The organism is Aquabacterium sp., from assembly GCF_004297345.1.
Taxonomy (GTDB): domain Bacteria; phylum Pseudomonadota; class Gammaproteobacteria; order Burkholderiales; family Burkholderiaceae_C; genus Aquabacterium.
In genome coordinates this window covers 1-2126 of the sequence record NZ_SCTN01000261.1, presented here as the reverse complement: position 1 = coordinate 2126, position 2126 = coordinate 1, and the positions used below count along the sequence as shown (strand labels likewise).

General features: G+C 67.7%; 1 protein-coding gene. It reads right to left on the bottom strand.

Features of this window, described 5'->3' with window-relative positions; all coding sequences use genetic code 11:
- Nucleotides 1-2126: type VI secretion system Vgr family protein (locus EPO09_RS09260; RefSeq protein ID WP_290642406.1), on the bottom strand; the 2126-nt coding region annotated here is incomplete at both ends.

Genomic DNA, 2126 nt, shown 5'->3' with positions numbered 1-2126 from the left:
CCCCCACTCCCCCACTCATGCGCCGCCCCCTTCACCGTCCACGTCCCCGGGCAGGTAAAGGTGATGTCGCCACCCTTGATCACGATCTGGCTCTGGCCTGCCGTGAGCGTGATGCTGTCGCTGGCCTGGATGCGGATCTCGTCGGTGGTGCTCTGGATGGTCAGGTCTTTGTCTGACCAGATCTGCTGGGCATCGGTGTGGGCGCGCAGGCTCAGGGCCGCGTTGGCCGTGATGGCCTTGATGCCGCCGGCGTGGGTGTAGAGGCTGGTGGTCTGGCCGCTGACGCTGCTCAGCGTGTGTGCACTGGTGAGCTGGGCGTCGCCTTGCGTGGTCAGGCTGGTGTCTTGCCCGCTGAACAGGCTGATGCTGCTGGGCGTCACGAAGGCGGCCGTGCTGGGGGTGTCCAGGTGCAGCAAGGGTTGGGCGAACTTCTCAACCGGTTCGCTCAAGGTTCGGCCGTTGGCTTTCTTCGCTTCATGGCCGTTGACGCTGCCTTCATGCTTACCCTGCGCAGCCGGATCCATCAAGGTGACATGCGTTTGCATGGCCTGTTGGGCATCGTGGCTGCTCAGGCCTTGGGCACCTTGCTGGCGGGCGCTCTGGCTCAGGGCGTCGCCCAGTTGCTGTGCGGCCTTGAGCTGGCCCACCGCCTCGGCGGCGTCCATCTGTGTGCTGTTGACGCTGCTGCCTTGTGCGGTGCGGGCGGTGCTGCTGAGCAGCAGGCCCTGACCGGCTCGCACCACGGCCCAGCCTTCGGTGTGGCCGTAGAAGCCTTCGCCCAGCCATTGGCCGCGTTGGGCCTGGCCTGATCCGCCCTGCCCGCCTTGCTGGATGATGTGGCCCAGCGTGAGCTCGCTCCAGCCGGTCTGGCTGCTGTGGCTGGCCAGGCGCATGCGCAACTGGCCGGTCGCGTCGTCTACCAGCCATTGGTTGGCGCCTTGGCCGTCCAGGTGCGGGTGGTGCCAGCCCGATACGGTGCCGGGGTGGTTGGCGCCGGAATCAACGCCGGCGGGCCATGGCAGATCGTGCTGGCCGTTGTGCAACTGGCCGACCACGATGGGGCGGTCGATGTCGCCGTCTACAAAATCCACCAGCACCTCTGTGCCTGCGCGAGGTGTGAACACGGCACCCCAGTTGGGGCCGGCCACGCCTTGGGCCACGCGCACCCAGGTGCCGCTTTGGGCGTTGCCGGGTGCATGGCCGGTATCGGCACCCGCGAGGGTGCTGGGCGCGTTGAGGCCACCAGCCAGTGGCGATGCGCCGCGCTGCCAGCCGAACTGGATGCGGATGCGGTGGTCGCGGTCGGTGGTGAGGGGCTCGCCTTCATCGGCCACCACGATGGCGGTTTGCAAGCCTGGTGCCGTGGGCTCGGCCGCAGGCATGGGCACGATGCGGGCACTGGCGGGCACGGCATCAAAGCGGTTGCGGTAGCTGCCTTGCTCCACATCCGTGCTGCGCATGATCTGCGCGGCTTCGTGGCCCAGGTTGTTGGCGGCTTCGTGCGTGATGCTCAGGGTGCAGAAGGCATTGCTGCTGCCCGCCCCTGTCAGGCCGCCCACGCCACCGTACAAGCTGTGCTCGGTGATCTGAAAGTTGGCGCCCGGCTTGAGGCCACGCACGGCGCTTTGTCCGTAGGCGTATTGCTGCTCAAGCTGATGCGCGGCCATCAGGGCTTCGCTGCGGGCCTGTGCGGCCTGGCTGCTCGCGGGCTGGGCTGTGCCGACTCGGCCATCCGCAAAGCGGCGCTCGCCTTGGCCAGCATAGTGCTCCAGTGTGGGCACATGGCCCAGTTCGATCGAGGCGCTGCCCGTGGCATTCACGCCTGCCAGCTGGCGTTCGTCCCAGGCGGCCAGGGTGATGGCATTGGTGCCCACCTGCTGGCCCACGCTCCAGGCGGTGATGGTGTCTTGTGCCGAGCCATTGCTCAAGCCGAACACCTGGGCCACCATGGCCATCAGGCCTGAGGCACTGGCTCCGCCCGCGCCACGCATGTCCGGGCGGCTGTAGCGCAACGCGCCCATATCGGCCCGCACCGCGTTCTGATCCACGATGTGCAGTGTGTGTTTGGCCGCACGGGCACCAGCCAGCACGCCTTCGGCGCTGCCATCGTGCTCGACCACCCAGCT